The following is a 16,067-nucleotide window of genomic DNA, read 5'->3' as shown; positions in this document are numbered from 1 at the left end:
TATGAATTATCAAATAGAAAAAAACAATTCTACTTTTCTAACTAATATGTATGATTTGTTATATGAAAATAGAAAAATCCAATTTAGGTTTACTGGTGCAGAAGAGAAAAATAAACCAATATTATTTATTTTGCATGGGCATGGACATTCTGGTGAACCTTCGAAATTTGAAAGTCCCTCTTGGAATATAGTTTGTCCTATGGATTATTTTGGAGTTGACAATTTTGGCTCATGGTACTTAGGGGAGGAGGGTGATTTATTTTGGCTTGAAGTAATGCCTTTAATAATATCTTTTGTTCGAAAGCAATCTGGAAATGGACGATTGCATTTTTGGGGTTCATCTATGGGTGGATATGCATCTATAGTTCATGGAAGATTAAATAACGCAACAGCAATTTATGCAAATATTCCGCAAACTTTTTTATTGAAATCTAATTATTCAAAAAATGGCATGAAAAAGTTTTTTTCACCAATTTTTGGGGATATAATAGATAATAAACTGAATGATTTAAATTTATTATTTTCAGAGCGTAGTCGAACAAAATATTTTTTATGTTTTAATCAATTAGAGGGTGGAAACTATTTTGAAGAGCAAGGTTTACGATTTATAACTCATTTAAATAAATTAAAACAAAAGTTTTATTTGGAAGTTAGACCAATAACTTCTCATGGAAAAAATCATGGTGTATCAGAAGCAATCAATTTATTTAAGAAATATAAAGATGAATAATAAATTAATGGTTTTAAAAGAAATTTCATTTATGGGGTTTAAAGCAGTTCCTTTAACATCTAAAATTGATTGGTTAGAAAATCCTTACAACAACCGTACTTGGATGTGGCATCTTCATCAAATGTCGTATATTACTGATTTAATAGAATATGATAAAGAATATTTGAATAATAAGGCAGTAGAATATAGTTTAGAAATTATTAAGTCTTGGTTTACTGCTTTTGAAAAAGACTTAGAAAATGTATTTGCTTGGCATGACCATGCTACAGCTCTTCGAGCACAAAATATAAGTAAACTTTATTTATATTTAAAGGAAATCGATTATGAAAATAAAATCATAATTTATTTGGAAAGAATATTAAATCTTCATCTCAAGATGCTTGTAGATGAAAATTTTTATTCACAATTTACAAACCATGGATTAGATCAAAGTTTGGCATTGTATGAGTTGGCAAATGTTTTATCTGATACAAATAAAATAAAAGAATTATCAGTAAATAGAATTAATACCGAAATTTCTCATGCTTTTTCTTCTGATGGAGGGCATGTTGAAAATAGTCCAGCTTATTTAAATTTTGGGTTAAAACAAGTTTTAGAAGCACTTACTATAGGTAAAACTTTTGAAGGAAAGAATTCAAAGATTTCGTTTCCTGATAATATATTTAATAATGCTATTAAAGTATTGGCGTTTTTTACACAACCAAACGGAAAACTTCCTTTGTTAGGTGATACAAAAGATTTTGAGGTAAGAAACTTTTTTGAAAATATTGAAAGTGAAGAATATCAAAATTTTTTATACTCTATAAGAAAAGCAAAGCAAGGTAAAATGCCACTTGAAAATTATCTAGTATTACCAAAAAGCGGTTGGGCGATTTTTAGAGAATCATGGGAAAAAGAAAGTTTTGTGAAAAGTACTCATATTGTTTTTAAATGCGGATTTTTAAGTAACTATCATAGACATGATGATGATTTACATTTTACACTTTTTTCTGATGGAGAAGAGTGGTTAGTAGATGGTGGTGAATACAAACATGCCCCAAAGGATCCCTATAGAATATATATGCGTTCTGCTGATTCTCATAATCTATCTAAGCCATATAACTTACGAGCTCATAGAATTTTAGAAGATTCAAAAAATACTGGTATTAAAAAATATTATCAAGATGCAGACTTTTATACTGTTGAAGCTAAATCTTATATGTTTAGGAATTTTGAAAACTATAGAAAGTTATCATATAATAAAGTAGAGAATAAAATAATAATAGATGATAAGTGTATTCCAATATCAGAAGATTCAAAGCAAATAATATCTAAAAAATATGAACAGAATTTTCCAACATTTATTACAAAATTTCAAATACCTAAAGATAAAAAAGTGATGATTAATACTAATAATAAAACTGTAGAAATTGAAGGTAAAAATAAAAAACTTATTTTACAAGCTCCAAATTTTAGTGGAAATATAAAATTAGTAAAAGCTCAAATAAAACCTACTATTCAAGGTTGGGTTTCAAGAAAAAGTGGTATTTTAGAAGAATCGTATACATTGGAATATTATCATAAAACTAAAGAACTTGAACAAAGTTTTATTTTTAATTTTCAAAATATTACGAAAAAAAGCATTATAGAAATTGCTACTATACTTTCTAACAATCAAGTTACTGCTACTATTGAAACAAGTTTAAATAAAAATGCTTTAAAATATGCCTTTTATCTAATGGATGGCGATGAAAAAATACAACAACGCTGGTATGAAGAGAGTAATAAAGTAAACTTTGAAATTGATCTAACTAAAGATATTTCTCAATATAGTGTTATAGGATTTATTAGAGATAAATCAGGTAAAAAGTATCAAAAAAAATATTTACTAAAAAATTGTATCAAAAAAGATAATTAAATGAAGGAAACTTTATATAGAGAATACAAACAAAATCTTGAATGGTTTCAATCTATTGGAAAAAAGTTTTTTACAATAGTTCCTAAAAACTCTTTTAAGTCTATTATGTTGATTTTAATATCAGAAGTATCTTTTTTAATAGCTTTTTTAGTACCTATTAAGATTCTTATGTTAATGGGAGGAAACAGTCTCAATAAATATTTTTTAGTTTATATTGAAAATTATGGGTATGATATAGTCGTATTATTATTGTCATTTTTATCAATTTTATTTTATATAATCCATTTATATTGCGAAAAATATATAAAAAAAATATCCTATGAATCATCCTCTTTATTATTAGAAAAGAGTGCAAAAATTAATATATATGAAAATCAATCAGAGATAGCATTTAATTTATATGGTAGATTTATTAAAACTTTATCAAGTCTTATATATGTTGTTTTGTCATTTATAGTTTTATTTATTATATATCAATACATTTTCAAGATATTATTATTTCTTCCATTAGTTTATATGCTTATCTTTTATATAGTCTATTCGATTCAACCGAAACTGGATATTCAGAAGTATATAAATAATATAGCTAGTTTAATTTCAGGAAGTAGCTTTTTAATTATATTTTTATTTATAATTATCGATTTTTTATATTATACACCTCCTAATTTATTGATTACTATAATAACTTTTATTTTGGCAAGGCAAATTTCAACGCAGTTTTCTAAAATACTTCTTAATATAAATTATTTATTGAAAAATAGAGTAATTTTAAATACATTATTTTACCATTCACATAAATTAAATACAACTTTGGTAGAGGACAATAATGAATTTTTGGATATTCTTTTACCGAAAAATAGAAAAAATTGGCTCAGAAATATATTGATGGAAATAGATTTAGAAATTCAAACATTTAAAATTATATGGAAAGATAATATTTTAGTAGATGTTATATCTTTTGAAGTACACAGTTTAGATGATAAGCAAATCATAAAAAATAAGTATTTTATAAAACTATATAATAAAAATAAAACAAAATTTGCTAAAAATGAAGCGATGTTGTTGTCTTATAGTCATAATTTACCAAGTATGAAAATTTTACTTTCAACTAAAGTAAATAACTTTATTTGCAATATTTTTATGTATAGAAGAGAAATACATCCAAAGAGTACTGTGCTGTCTTCTTTAGAGCAAAAGTTAAAAACCCGTTTATTGATTACTAAATTAAATGAAGAATGTATTCTTCAATATCAACGATCTCATCAGCTTTTATATGAAAGATTAAATGATACTTTTATAAAAAGATTAAAATTAGTTGATAATGGTAAATATTCTGAAGTAATAGAGCTTTTTAGTAATAAATTAGATGGTATTAGAATCATATTAGAAAAATTACCTTTGACAATTATCAATCCTAATATAAATAAAAATTTCATATTAGTTGATAAAAGTGATAAACCAATACTATTAGATTGGTCAAATTGTACAATAGAACCTATGGGATCAGGTTGGCTGATTGATGGAAAAAATTTAGAATTATTAAAAAAAATCATTAAAATAAATAAACTATCGGTAAGTGCTGAAAATGCTGTGCTATCATCTATTATGTATCAAATAGATCGTTTATTTAAAACTCAGCGGTATGAACAAGTTTTAAAAATGATCTATCAAAATAAATCTATTTTTGAGAAAATTCATTAAGAAAATTGGGTTAAATGAAGAGTACACTATTATGTTTAAAAATTTTAGAAAAAAACTACATACAAAGAGCTATATTATTGGGGAGCGATCAAATGAATCTAAATTATGAACTAGAATATAAAAAACTAATAAAAAAGATGAATCGATCATTCAATGAACCGTATTTTATATACTCAAGCTTTAAAACCTATGCAAAAAGTAGTAAAATATTATAAAAAGAGTATGAACAATGATACAAAAAACACTTAATAGAATAGTAAAACTAAAACTTCTATTGTTTGGATATAAAGTTCACTCTCGATCCAAAAACAATCAACAAAGTAATAAGTTGTCTATTGTTTACAATGTCCACAACTCCATGCCCGAAACTAACAATGGATATGCGATGAGAACTGATACAATTGCCCATGCAGTTCAAAAAGAAAATATTTCTATAAAAGTAGTTACTAGAGCTGCATTTCCTATGGATTTTAATTTTTTAAAAGAATACCATAATGATATACTTATGTATGAAATTGGTGGGATTGAATATCATCGACTCAAAAAAGATGCCTTACATATTGGAAAAGTAAATGATATAGCATATATTAATCGATATGCTTATTTATTAAAAAAATTCTCCAAAAACACAAATGCAACTATCATCCACAGTGCTTCAAACTACATAAATGGTTTAGCAGGAGTTAGTGCTGCCAATTCTTTGGGAATACCATCTATCTATGAAGTAAGAGGATTTTGGGAGATCACAAGAGCTTCAAGAGAACCTGCTTTTAAAAATAGTTTAGCATATAAACTACAAAAAAAACTAGAGATACAAGCATGTACTGAAGCTACAAGTGTGATAGCACTTTCTGAGGTTGTAAAAGAGGAGCTTATAAATAGAGGTATCGAAGATGAAAAGATATTTGTAGTACCAAATGGAGTAGATACAGATAGTTTGAAGCCACTACCTAAAGAGAGTCAGACTGTTGAAACTCTAAAATTAAAAGATAAATTTGTGGTAGGATTTATAGGTTCTGTTGTTGATTATGAGGGGTTAAGTTTACTAATTCAATCAGCAAAAGCTATTGAGGCGGTATTTCCTAATATGTTTCGTTATCTTATAGTAGGTGATGGAAACGATTTATTAAATCTTCAAGATTTGGTAAAAAGTCTAGATATAGAGCATCTTTTTATCTTTACAGGTCGAGTGCCTTATGAAGAGGTTGAGAATTATTACAGTGTAGCTGATATATTTTGTTATCCAAGATTAGACTGGGAAGTGTGCCGTATAGTATCTCCAAAAAAACCATTTGAAGCTATGGCTTATGGAAAGCCTATAGTATCTTCAAGTGTTAGAGCAAATAGCTATTTTATAGAGCATGAGATAAATGGACTAGTTCACCAAAAAGAAAGTGTAGAGTCAATAGTCGAAAATATCATTAAACTTTATGAAGATAAAGAACTTTATCATAGTATATCTCAAAATGCAAGAGAATGGGTAGTAAAATATAGAGATAGTAAATCTACAGGAAAATTACTCAAAAAAATATATCAACATACACAAATAATATTTTATAAAGGTACTCACAAATGAAAAAAATACTTATTTGTACAGCAAACTACTACACATCAAAATATCAAGTAGGTAGTCACAATTATGCAAGAGCTTTTGAAAAGCTAGGGTATAAAGTAGCTTTTTTATCTGATCCTATTTCACCTTTGCATTATATATTTTCTAAAGGTGAAACACTTAATCAAAGAGATGAAATATACAAAAACAATGGTATACATAAAAATAATATTTGGTACTATGTTCCAAAGTCATATATCACACCTCAAAATAAAACTTTTTTATCAGCTAAATATATATTTAAAAATTGGTATAAATTTTGCAAAAAAAGTATTTTTAAATTGTTAGAACAAAATGGATTTGATGAGGTAGATATCCTATGGATAGAGAGTCCCTTATATAATTTTATGCTTGATAAGGTAAAACACAAAAAATCTATATTGAGAATAGCAGACTTTTCAAAAGGGTTTAATAATTCATGGGATCTGTTTTACGATAAAGAAATAGAAATAGCAAATAAGGTTGACAGAGTAATATATACAGGAAAAAATCTTTTTAATCAATATGATAAAATTCAAGATAAAAACAAGATGGTTTATATCCCTAACGGGATTGATTTAGACTTAATTCAGTTTTCAAATAAAGATTTCCCTAAAGAATTTAATAATATTCCTAGTCCTCGAGTTCTTTATATTGGTATGATTGATGATTGGTTTGATGTAGATTTACTATATAAAAGTGCAATGAAATTACAAGGTCATAGTTTTATTTTAATAGGAGATAGCAATATCTGTTTAAAAAAGTTAGAGTCACTATCGAATATATTTATACTAGGTAGTAAAGAACACAAATATATATCAAGATATTTAGCCCACAGTGATATAGGTATAATACCTTTTAAAATAAATGATTTTGTTGATTCCATAAATCCTGTCAAAATATACGAATATTCAGCGTATGGTCTAAAAGTAATTAGTACAAAATTTAAGGAAGTAGAGAATTTAAATAATTATTTTAGTATCGTTGAAAATGAAGAAAAATTTATTTCTGAACTATCGAAGGAAAATAGTCAAAACAGTCAACAAATAGAAAAATGGTTAGTGAAACAAGACTGGAAACTAAAAGCTTTAGAAGCTGTTCAATTTTGATTGACAATATTTGATTTTTGTTATAAAATTGAGATATAGATACAAAGGAAAGCAAATGTTATCAGTATTATTAGAGTTTGCGATGTTCCCAACTTCAGCAGATGGAAGAGAGGGCTCTTCTGTTTCAAAAGAGGTGAGCAAAATAATCGATGCTATCGATAAAAGCGGTGTGTCTTATCAGTTGACAGCTATGGGTACGATTATAGAAGCAAAAAGTATGAAAGAAGCACTAGGTATCGTTGAGTTAGCTTATGAGCAACTTGAAGATTGTGATAGAGTGTATAGTTCACTTAAATTTGATATACGAAAAAACTGTGAAAATCGTTTGAAAACAAAAGTGGAAGCAGTAGAAAAGACTTTAAATAGAAAAGTAAATAGCTAGTCAATATTTTCCTCATATCATTTTAATATTATTTAATATATAATCATTTATGAGTAAAAATGAAAAAATAAAAGAACAAATAGGTTGGCTTAAAGTAGTGTTTGGAATATTGTCAGCTGTTTTAGTTTCTATGGCTGGTTGGTTGGCTGCAAATTATAACACTTCTGATGAAACTTTAGTTATAATAACATTGTGTTTAATAGTTTTTAATGCAATACTTATTATGATGGTAAATAAAAAAGCTTATAATAAGATGGATCAATTGGAGGATTTATGATGGAATGGACATTAATAATAGCTGCACTAGCAATAGTAATAGCATTTGGATATACGGTACTTGAAATAAATAATCACCCAACTACATAGATAAATAGAAAAGTAAATAGCTAGTCAATTTTGACTAAAAATTCAACTAAGAGAAAACTCTCTTAGCTTGTAAATTTCCCATTGAGTGATCTTTGAGCATCCATGATCTCTATCTCTCTTGCTCCTGAGATAACAATATCAGAGTCAAGTGTAAAATCAAGAGAAGACTCTCTATTTTCATAGTCAACCGAATTTAAAATGACTTTGAGTGACTCTAGTCTTGCTTTTTGTTTGATATCTGAACGGATAACTGTCCACGGGGCATTGTGAGTGTGTGTTTGTTTAATCATATGATATTTTGTATTGGTAAAATCATCCCATCTCTCTTGTGCTTGTAGATCGATTTCGCTTAGTTTCCATTGTCTTAAAGGATCGTTTTTTCGTCTTTCAAATCGTCTAGCTTGCTCCTCTTTTGTAACACTATAATAGAGTTTAACAAGAATTGTTCCTTGTTGTGTGAGGTCCTCTTCAAACCCTGTAACACTTTTCATAAAGTCATCATATTCTTTTTTTGTACAAAAGTTAAATACAGATTCTACCATAGCTCGATTGTACCAGCTTCGATCAAACAAAACTATCTCTCCACCTCGTGGAAAATGTTGAATATATTTTTGGTAGAACCATTGTGATCTTTGCTCTTGAGTTGGTTTACCCAAGGCTACTACTCTATAATGCTTTTCATCCATATATCGTGTAACTCTTCTTATAGTTCCACCCTTACCAGCAGCATCACGACCCTCAAAAAGTATAATCATCTTTTGATCATTTTTTTCTAGATGTTGTTGGAGTTTTATAAGTTCTGCTTGATATGGCTTGAGTGCTTGTTCATCTTGTCTTTTTTCTATAGCTTTGTTAATACTTGTGTTGTTGTTTTTATTATGTTTGAAAACTTCTATAAGTTCCTCTAGGGATACTTGTTCACCTTCAATATCGATCATCTTTTGCATATATGCTCCGTTTTTATAATAGTAATCCTATTATAAGTAAATTACTATTAAATTACATTGATAAATTATAGAATAGAAAAAAAGATTAATTTTGAGATTGAAAATCAAACTTAACCTTAAATTTGTTATAATTAGCCAAACTTAAAGGATACTAATGAATTGGAAGAGTATTAAGTCGCAAATGATAACTTTTTTGCAAGATGAAGTTTCTAAAATAGGTGTAAGTAAAGTTGTAGTTGGTATCAGTGGTGGGCTTGATTCTGCTATTGTTTCTGTATTATGTAAAGAAGCGTTTCAAGAAAATTTTCATGGTGTTTTTATGCCATCTCATTTATCAAGTGATGCTAGTATCTCTGATGCCAAAGAACTTTGTGAGAAGTTTGATATGTCGTATGAGATTGTAGAAATTGCACCAATGGTTCGAGGATATTTTGATAGTGTTCAAGATGCAACGCCTTTAAGAGTTGGTAATTTTAGTGCAAGAATGAGAATGTCTGTACTCTATGATATTAGTGCAAAACATAATGCAATCGTAGTTGGTACAAGCAACAAATCTGAAATTCTTTTAGGATATGGTACTCTTTTGGGGGATACAGCGTGTGCTATCAATCCTATAGGACAATTGTACAAATCTGATGCTTTTGAATTTGCTCGGTACCTTGGTATAACTGATGCAATTATCAATAAAAAACCAAGTGCTGATTTGTGGGAAGGTCAAAGTGATGAAGATGACTTAGGATATTCTTATGAAACGATGGACAATGTATTGAAAAAACTAATCGATGAGAACAAAACAAAAAATGAACTAATAGAGCAAAAAATAGATGAAGAGTTAATCGATATGATTGAGTATCGTGTAAAAGCAAATGCTTTTAAATCAAAACTACCTACAATTGCAACAATAAACTTTTCATAAAAAAGGAAACTAGATGATAAAAACTATAAAAAATGAAAGAACAATACCTTTTTTCAAATCAACAATAGACCAAGAAGAGATAGATGCTGTTACCTCTGTATTAAACCAAGAGTCACTTTCAGTTAGCAAAGTAGAAGAGCTAGAAAAAGAGATTGGAGATTTTGTAGGGGGAACTTATACAATTGCTACAAACAATGCAACAAGTGCATTGCATCTGGCTTTAAGTGCAATGGAATTAAAAAGAGCCGATAAAGTTCTTATGAGTGTTAACTCTTTTGTAAATATTCCAGAAACAGTTAGACACTTTGATGCTGAGCCTATATTTATCGATATAGAAGAAAATGGGTTTAATATAGATATCAATAAATTAGAAGAGTATTTAAAAGAGAATAATTCTAAAAAGTTAAGAGCATTGATGGTGACATTTGTAGCAGGAGGTATTCCTGATTTAGATAAAATTTATGCAATAGCAAAAAAATATGACCTTTTAGTAATCGAAGATGCTACAAGTGCTTTAGGTGCTTTGTATAAAGATGAGATGGTAGGTTCTTTAGAAGCTGATATGACAATTTTTTCTACAAACTATTCTAATAGTAAAACAGCAATTAGTAGAGGTGGATATATTGTAACAGAAAGTGAAGACTTAGCAAATAGAGCGAAACTTTTACGAACACATGCTATAAATAGTAGTTTTGATGAGTTTGGGAATATAGACTATATTTATGATGTTGTTGATATTGGGTACAAATATGATATGACAGAATTAGAAGCAGCTTTTAACCTTGCACAATTTTATAAAACAAATAGTTTTTGTGAAAGAAGACAAGAGATAGCTGCTATTTACAATAAAGAGCTAACTGATTTAAAACATATCTCACTTCCAGAGTTTGATGAAGAGCATATCTTTAGTCAATATATCATCAAAGTGACTAAAAATAGAGATGGATTTGCAAGAGCTTTAAAAGAGCAAGGTGTATCAACAGGGTTGCACTATATCCCTCTACATCTTTTAACATATTATAAGAAGAAATATAAATTAAAAATCACAACTTATGGAAATGCTTTAACAACTTATGGGCAAATATTATCTTTACCAATTTATCCTTCTATGAGTGATGATGATGTTTTATATGTATGTAATAATATTAAAAAAATAGCAAAACAATGGATCTAAAGAGTATAAAAAGCTTTTTAGTACAATGGATAGAACAGTATCTGTTCTTTCCAAATCTTTTTCAAAGACTGATCAGTCTTTTGTTTTTACCTCTTACTTTACTTTACTGCATCATCACCACTTTTAAAAGAGTGTCTAAAAAACCTATTTATCATGGAATACCTGTTATTAGTATAGGAAATCTTCTCGTAGGTGGAACTGGAAAAACACCTGTAACTATTGCTTTAGCAAAACAAAAAGATGATGTAGCAATTGTTTTACGAGGATATGGAAGAGAATCACAAGGGCTTTTTGTTATCTCTTTAAGAGGTGATATTTTAGAAGATGTAAAAACAAGTGGTGATGAGGCGATGCTTTTAGCTAAATCTCTTCGAACTGCTACAGTGATCGTATCTGAAAATAGAACCCAAGCTATTATTAAAGCAAAAGAGTTAGGGTGTAAAATAGTTTTTTTAGATGATGGTTATGGGAAACATGAGATATTGAAGTATGATATCCTTCTTCGACCTAAAGAGGAGCCTACAAATATTTTTTGTCTTCCTAGTGGTGGGTATAGAGATACAAAAATGATGTATTCATTTGCTGACTGTGTTGTAAAAGAAGATATAGATTTTAAGAGAGAAGTTTGTTTTAAAGATACTCAGCACAATATAATGGAAACTCTTCCAAAAGATACTGTTTTGGTAACGGCTATTTCAAAGCCATATAGGCTTTTGGAGTATTTACCTCAAGCTATAAAGATGGTAAGTTATCCAGATCATTATAGTTTTATCCAAAATGATATAGATGAAATTGAACAAAAATATCCAAACTATACACTTATCACTACTGCAAAAGATATGGTAAAATTGAATCTTTTAGAGATAAAAGCTCCAATTATTTTGATGGATTTGGAAGTGAAAGTAAGTGATGAAGTTATCAAAAAAGTTAATAGTTATATTAACCATTTTAGTAAGACTCACTAGTCGTTAAAAAACTTTTTGATATCTTCTTCGATATCTTCCATTTGAGATTCTTCAAAATGTTCTTTTGCATACTCTAAATGAAGTCCATCTTCAAAAAACATTTGAACTAACTCTTTATCTACATGATTATCTTTTATCATAAAAGTAAAAATTCTAAAAATTTGACTTAGAGTATTTGGTTTTTTATATGGTCTATCTTTTGAGCTTAATGCTTCAAAAATATCTGCAATAACTAAAATCTTGTCTTTGAGTGTAAGTGGCAAGTCTTTTATCTCTTTTGCTGCATATCCACCACCATTGATTGTTTTGTGATGAGAACAAGCAATTTTTGGTACATCGACAAACTTTTTAGGAAATGGTAAATCTTTAATCATCTCGTATGACACAATCACATGGTTGTTGATAATCTCTCTATCTTCAGCTGTGAGTGTTCCTTTTCGTGTAGAAAGATTATAAAGCTCATTTTCTGTGAGTAGTTTGTAGTTTGATTCTTTTGCTATAGCAGTTACTCTATCATATTCTTCATCTTTTGCAAAATATTCACCATTGTTCAATTTTGAGATAAGTTCAAAGTCACTTTGTAGTTGAGTGATTTTCTCATTTTTCGTAGTTTCATCTATAGCATTTTGTAAAAATAAAATCTCTAAATCTTTTTTTTCTAGCTCAAATCGAAGCTTAATAGTATGCAATCTATTATAAATCGTTTCAAGTTTGGTTGCTTTGTCCATAATGTGAACAGGTGTAGTTACTTTTCCTATATCATGAAGCATAGCTGAGAGTCGTAACTCTTCCATATCTGTACTTGTATAGTGTACATCTTCAAAAAGAGTTTTGTTGTTGTTGATTCCGTTTGCAATTATTTTTGTTAAAACAGCTACATTGTCATTGTGTTGTTGTGTATATTTTGATTTTTCACTTAAGGCTTTGTTTACAGAATCTATCAGACCATATAAAAGAGCTTCAAGGTCTATTACTAACTGATTATTTTCTATAATCATTGTAGCAAGAGATGCCATTGCTTTTATAAGAAGTTCATCATGTTCTACAAAATTTACTGTTTCATTAGCAACTTTTTTATTTATCAGTTGAATAACACCAACAAGATCATCATCTTTATTTTTCAATGGGATCACAAGCATTGATTTTGTATGATAATTTTGACTTTTATCAAATGCCATAGCACCTGAAAAGTCGAACTCTTTTGATTTGTAAATATCAGGTATATTGATAAGTTTATCTTGCATAGCAGATACTACAGCAACATTTTTTATATTTGGTGATTTGTCTTCGTTGTATATATTTAAAGGATTCCAGTTTAGTTCACTGTTTTCACTATTGTAATGAATCTTTAAAGTATCATTTGAAGCGATTTTGAAGTCTAAGGTATTTTCTTTTTGGTTATATAAATAGAGTGTTCCTCCATCTGAATTAGATAACTCTTTTGCTCCTAAAAGTATCGTTTCCAAAATCATACTAAAATTTTTTTGTGATGTTATTTTGTATGCTATATCTAAAATCTTATTGTTTGCGTTTGAAAGTTCTTTGTATGTGTTATCAAGGTTTTTCATTGTTATGCCCATAATTGTAAATGTGGTAGAGATCCTACTGCTTTCATGATATCATTTCGTGAAACAATACCTACTAAAATATCCTCTTCTGTTACTACAGGGATTGCATTGAGGTTTAAATCAACCATAACTTGAGCAACTCTTCTAATATCTGAAATAGGGTCAGTAGTGATGATTTTTTTTGTTGATAATTCAGAGATTGGTGTATCTGCTTTATCTTGTGCAAATTCTAAATCACTCATAAGATATTTTAAAATATCGAGCCTTGTCACAATCCCTTTGAGGTGAAGCTTATTTTCTGCGATGATTGGTAACTGTTGAATATGGTGTTCTCTCATCATTTGATAACACTCTAAAATTGTTTTACTATCATCAACGGTGAGTACATTATGTGACATGATTTGTTCAACATGGTAGATATCTACTCTTGTATCAAGATTTGTCATATTTTTATATGCGTTTGTCGCTTCTTTTGTTATTTTTCCCTTATATAAAGCTTCTTGAAAATTTTGTTTCTCTTCTTGACTTTCATCTTTTGTTTTGTTTTTTATTCGTTGAGAAGGAGATAACTCATTGACTTTATAAAGGTGATCAATATTATTTCTAAAATTTAATCCATCATCATCATACATTGAAAACATAATAAGCCTTTGTAGTAAATTTAAATAAGTATACTATAATTTCCTTAGAATTTGATATGTTCAAAAGAGTGGTAAATTTCTAATAAGTGTTCTATTTTAAGAGGAAAGAGTGTAAATAATACACCTATGAGAATATATAAAAGAATTGAACCTATTGCGTTGTTACTATCGTAAAATTTAAATGCACTTCCTAAAGACTTTTTAAAACTCATTCCAAAAGCATTGAGACTAATAAGCTCATCAAGTAATAGGTGTATAATAAAACCTCCAAATAAAAACAAACCACATAATAAAGAGAATAACTCTTCATATTCTAAAAAAGTATGAAAAAAAATGATAAGTGCTTGTGCAAATACTATACCCATAGGAATAGAGTGTATAACTCCCCTATGTATAGTATTCGTAAGAAGTATTTTAAAGATAATAAAATGTAAAACAAGTGAGGATAAAAACCAAATAAAAAGCATTTTAGAAATGGACAAACTTTGAAGTAGGGTTAGTATTGCAAGTAATGGTATGAAAATAGAGAGTATACCAGATGCTATTTGTATTGGTTTTGAATTTTCCAAATCAATATCAGGTAAAACACCACCTATCATTCCAAAAAAAAGTAATACTAATGCTTGGTTGAGGTCGATAAATGATGCTGAATATAAAGGAGCTATAGAGATTCCTGAAACCACTACAGCTGTATTTATATGTTGTGCAAAAGATGCCATTAAGGACTAAGGCTTATTTTTTATCTTTAAAAAATCTATGGAAAAATCCAGTTACTGTTTTTTGTTTTGTTCTACTTAGTGCTAAGTCACCAGATTTTATATCGTTTGTGATAGTACTTCCAGCTGCTATCATTGAGTTGTCTTCTATTGTAACTGGAGCTACAAGTTGGGTATCTGAACCTATAAATACATTTTTTCCTATAATTGTTTTGTATTTATGAACTCCATCATAGTTACAAGTAATAGTTCCCGCTCCTACATTTGTACCCTCATCTATAGTACTATCTCCGAGATATGCTAAATGCCCAGCTTTTACCCCTGTAAGATTTGATTTTTTTATCTCTACAAAATTTCCAATATGTGTATCTTTTAAAATACTTAGCGGTCGAATTCTAGCCATAGGACCTATTTCACTATTTTCTAAAATTGAATCCTCAACTATACTATTTGTTTTGATATGAGAGTTACAAATTTTACTATTGCCTAAAAGAGTAACACCATTTTCTAATATAGTTTCACCCTCAATAGTTACCCCATATTCTATATAAATAGTTTCAGGTAATCTCATAGCAATTCCTGCTTTTAAAAACTGCTCTTTGATTCTATTTTGATGAATAACTTCTGCTTGTGCTAAATCGTATTTACTATTTACACCTTTGAAGTTTTCCTCTTTTACATATACAGGTTTGATAGAGTGATTATCTTTTACAGCAATTTCAACTAAATCAGTTATATAATACTCTTTTTGTGCATTGTCATTTGAAAGTTTTGGAAGATTTTCGAGTAGAAAATCTGTATTGAAACAATATATTCCAGCATTTGCAATTGTTATATCTAATTCGTAACTACTACAATCTTTTTGTTCGATTATTTTAGTTACCTTACCTTTTTCTATAATCACACGACCATAACCATCAGCACATTTTAAATCTAAGACAGACATTGTGAGTTTTAAATCTCTTGCTTCAGGAGAATGTTCATTTGATGTGAGCTGTTTTAACTCATCGGCTTCAATAAGTGGCATATCACCATTTAAAACAAGCACTTTTTCATGATGAGGTGTTATCCCCATCACAGCTCCACCTGTTCCTGGATATTTTTCATGATCTTGAATATGGTAAGTAACATCATCAAAATATTTTTCCATAGTGCCTTGTACCAAATCTGCTTGATGGTATAAAACTACATGAATATCATCTGAAAGTTTTTTTGCTTCTTCTATGGAATAGTACAGCATCTCTTTCCCTGATATCTTATGTAAAACTTTTGGAAGTGTAGATTTCATTCGTGTACCAGCACCAGCTGCTAGTATGATTATAGATAGATTTGATTGCATAGTATACTCTCTTTATAAATGTTAT

15 protein-coding genes are annotated in these 16,067 nt (G+C 28.5%); 10 read left to right on the top strand and 5 right to left on the bottom strand.

The features are described 5' to 3' along the window. The first annotated feature begins 1 nt into the window (after nt 1). From ACMCMH_RS03835 to ACMCMH_RS03805, 7 genes are all read left to right on the top strand, one after another. A complete protein-coding gene (locus ACMCMH_RS03835) occupies nt 2–730 on the top strand; it encodes a hypothetical protein (protein ID WP_412727269.1) in 729 nt (242 codons plus the stop codon). Continuing rightward, nucleotides 723–2,627: a heparinase II/III family protein gene (locus tag ACMCMH_RS03830; protein WP_412727267.1), complete on the top strand. Its 1,905-nt coding sequence runs from the start codon at nt 723–725 to the stop codon at nt 2,625–2,627. The genes ACMCMH_RS03835 and ACMCMH_RS03830 overlap by 8 nt, the downstream gene beginning before the upstream one ends. Further along, entirely contained in the window at nt 2,628–4,328 is a 1,701-nt protein-coding gene (locus ACMCMH_RS03825; RefSeq protein WP_412727265.1) for a hypothetical protein, read from the top strand. A 229-nt stretch (nt 4,329–4,557) separates the two neighbouring features. After that, complete coding sequence (locus ACMCMH_RS03820) at nt 4,558–5,904, top strand: glycosyltransferase family 4 protein (RefSeq protein ID WP_412727263.1); 1,347 nt, start codon at nt 4,558–4,560, stop codon at nt 5,902–5,904. Then, nucleotides 5,901–7,028: a glycosyltransferase gene (locus tag ACMCMH_RS03815; RefSeq protein ID WP_412727261.1), complete on the top strand. Its 1,128-nt coding sequence runs from the start codon at nt 5,901–5,903 to the stop codon at nt 7,026–7,028. Before ACMCMH_RS03820 ends, ACMCMH_RS03815 begins: the two co-directional genes overlap by 4 nt. 55 nt (nt 7,029–7,083) lie before the next feature. Further along, a complete protein-coding gene (locus ACMCMH_RS03810; protein ID WP_412727259.1) occupies nt 7,084–7,410 on the top strand; it encodes an MTH1187 family thiamine-binding protein in 327 nt (108 codons plus the stop codon). 49 nt (nt 7,411–7,459) lie between these two features. Beyond that, nucleotides 7,460–7,687, top strand: a complete 228-nt coding sequence (locus ACMCMH_RS03805) for a hypothetical protein (protein WP_412727257.1) — start codon at nt 7,460–7,462, stop codon at nt 7,685–7,687. A gap of 151 nt (nt 7,688–7,838) precedes the next feature. Here the strand turns inward: ACMCMH_RS03805 and ppk2 are convergent, their stop codons facing one another. After that, nucleotides 7,839–8,723: a polyphosphate kinase 2 gene (ppk2, locus tag ACMCMH_RS03800; protein ID WP_412727255.1), complete on the bottom strand. Its 885-nt coding sequence runs from the start codon at nt 8,721–8,723 to the stop codon at nt 7,839–7,841. 154 nt (nt 8,724–8,877) lie between these two features. Between ppk2 and ACMCMH_RS03795 the strand changes: the two genes are divergently transcribed. The 3 genes from ACMCMH_RS03795 to ACMCMH_RS03785 are packed head-to-tail and all read left to right on the top strand — an operon-like array spanning nt 8,878 to nt 11,778. Further along, a complete protein-coding gene (locus ACMCMH_RS03795) occupies nt 8,878–9,639 on the top strand; it encodes an NAD+ synthase (RefSeq protein ID WP_412727253.1) in 762 nt (253 codons plus the stop codon). Nucleotides 9,640–9,652: 13 nt separating this feature from the next. Then, nucleotides 9,653–10,813 carry a DegT/DnrJ/EryC1/StrS family aminotransferase gene (locus ACMCMH_RS03790; protein WP_412727251.1) on the top strand — a complete coding sequence of 387 codons (1,161 nt, stop codon included), beginning with the start codon at nt 9,653–9,655 and terminating at the stop codon, nt 10,811–10,813. Continuing rightward, nucleotides 10,804–11,778, top strand: a complete 975-nt coding sequence (locus tag ACMCMH_RS03785) for a tetraacyldisaccharide 4'-kinase (RefSeq protein WP_412727249.1) — start codon at nt 10,804–10,806, stop codon at nt 11,776–11,778. Before ACMCMH_RS03790 ends, ACMCMH_RS03785 begins: the two co-directional genes overlap by 10 nt. On the opposite strand, the gene ACMCMH_RS03780 is transcribed toward ACMCMH_RS03785, so the two are convergent. The 4 genes from ACMCMH_RS03780 to glmU are packed head-to-tail and all read right to left on the bottom strand — an operon-like array spanning nt 11,775 to nt 16,042. Then, on the bottom strand, nt 11,775–13,346 hold the full coding sequence (locus tag ACMCMH_RS03780; protein ID WP_412727247.1) for an HD domain-containing phosphohydrolase: 1,572 nt from the start codon (nt 13,344–13,346) through the stop codon (nt 11,775–11,777). The genes ACMCMH_RS03785 and ACMCMH_RS03780 overlap by 4 nt on opposite strands. A gap of 2 nt (nt 13,347–13,348) precedes the next feature. Continuing rightward, nucleotides 13,349–13,987, bottom strand: a complete 639-nt coding sequence (locus ACMCMH_RS03775) for an HPP family protein (RefSeq protein ID WP_412727245.1) — start codon at nt 13,985–13,987, stop codon at nt 13,349–13,351. A gap of 44 nt (nt 13,988–14,031) precedes the next feature. Beyond that, nucleotides 14,032–14,706: a metal-dependent hydrolase gene (locus ACMCMH_RS03770; RefSeq protein WP_412727243.1), complete on the bottom strand. Its 675-nt coding sequence runs from the start codon at nt 14,704–14,706 to the stop codon at nt 14,032–14,034. A gap of 13 nt (nt 14,707–14,719) precedes the next feature. Continuing rightward, entirely contained in the window at nt 14,720–16,042 is a 1,323-nt protein-coding gene (gene glmU, locus ACMCMH_RS03765) for a bifunctional UDP-N-acetylglucosamine diphosphorylase/glucosamine-1-phosphate N-acetyltransferase GlmU (RefSeq protein ID WP_412727241.1), read from the bottom strand. Between the last annotated feature and the right edge of the window lie 25 nt (nt 16,043–16,067).

The organism is Arcobacter sp. 15-2 (genome assembly GCF_047159865.1).
GTDB lineage: Bacteria > Campylobacterota > Campylobacteria > Campylobacterales > Arcobacteraceae > JAIOSF01.
This window is presented reverse-complemented; position numbering and strand designations above follow the sequence as displayed.

Bases quoted from the DNA above. Each gene is read 5' to 3' on its own strand.
- ACMCMH_RS03805 (WP_412727257.1), top strand. From the start codon at position 7,460: ATGAGTAAAAATGAAAAAATAAAAGAACAAATAGGTTGGCTTAAAGTA.
- ACMCMH_RS03795 (WP_412727253.1), top strand. From the start codon at position 8,878: ATGAATTGGAAGAGTATTAAGTCGCAAATGATAACTTTTTTGCAAGAT.
- ACMCMH_RS03770 (WP_412727243.1), bottom strand. From the start codon at position 14,706: ATGGCATCTTTTGCACAACATATAAATACAGCTGTAGTGGTTTCAGGA.
- ACMCMH_RS03835 (WP_412727269.1), top strand. From the start codon at position 2: ATGAATTATCAAATAGAAAAAAACAATTCTACTTTTCTAACTAATATG.
- ACMCMH_RS03810 (WP_412727259.1), top strand. From the start codon at position 7,084: ATGTTATCAGTATTATTAGAGTTTGCGATGTTCCCAACTTCAGCAGAT.
- glmU (WP_412727241.1), bottom strand. From the start codon at position 16,042: ATGCAATCAAATCTATCTATAATCATACTAGCAGCTGGTGCTGGTACA.
- ACMCMH_RS03820 (WP_412727263.1), top strand. From the start codon at position 4,558: ATGATACAAAAAACACTTAATAGAATAGTAAAACTAAAACTTCTATTG.
- ACMCMH_RS03815 (WP_412727261.1), top strand. From the start codon at position 5,901: ATGAAAAAAATACTTATTTGTACAGCAAACTACTACACATCAAAATAT.
- ppk2 (WP_412727255.1), bottom strand. From the start codon at position 8,723: ATGCAAAAGATGATCGATATTGAAGGTGAACAAGTATCCCTAGAGGAA.
- ACMCMH_RS03825 (WP_412727265.1), top strand. From the start codon at position 2,628: ATGAAGGAAACTTTATATAGAGAATACAAACAAAATCTTGAATGGTTT.
- ACMCMH_RS03775 (WP_412727245.1), bottom strand. From the start codon at position 13,987: ATGTTTTCAATGTATGATGATGATGGATTAAATTTTAGAAATAATATT.
- ACMCMH_RS03830 (WP_412727267.1), top strand. From the start codon at position 723: ATGAATAATAAATTAATGGTTTTAAAAGAAATTTCATTTATGGGGTTT.
- ACMCMH_RS03785 (WP_412727249.1), top strand. From the start codon at position 10,804: ATGGATCTAAAGAGTATAAAAAGCTTTTTAGTACAATGGATAGAACAG.
- ACMCMH_RS03780 (WP_412727247.1), bottom strand. From the start codon at position 13,346: ATGAAAAACCTTGATAACACATACAAAGAACTTTCAAACGCAAACAAT.
- ACMCMH_RS03790 (WP_412727251.1), top strand. From the start codon at position 9,653: ATGATAAAAACTATAAAAAATGAAAGAACAATACCTTTTTTCAAATCA.